The 286-nt window shown below is 33.9% G+C and carries 1 protein-coding gene; it reads left to right on the top strand.

Going from position 1 to position 286, the window contains the following annotated elements; genetic code table 11:
- The coding region (locus FOT98_RS31645) for a zinc ribbon domain-containing protein (protein WP_144291289.1) at positions 1-286 on the top strand (286 nt) is incomplete at both ends.

Here is a 286-nt window from a genome sequence, read left to right as displayed (position 1 = left end):
TTGGAAACAAGAAACGAATATGGGAAAAAGAAATAACCAATCGTTTTGTCATCTCCCGCATAGTTTACTGATTCAAATGATTACATACAAAGCAAATGTTGTAGGCATCCAAGTTGTTGTAACTGAAGAATCATATACATCGAAAGCAAGTTTTCTGGATAACGACTTCATTCCAACATATAGAAAAGATGACCAAAATACAACTTTTTCAGGAAAACGAATAAAGCGCGGCATATATCGTTCAGCAAATAAAACTTTAATTAATGCAGATGTAAATGCTGCGGCT

It is taken from the genome of Bacillus sp. HY001 (genome assembly GCF_007558965.1).
GTDB lineage: Bacteria > Bacillota > Bacilli > Bacillales > Bacillaceae_G > Bacillus_A > Bacillus_A mobilis.
This window is presented reverse-complemented; position numbering and strand designations above follow the sequence as displayed.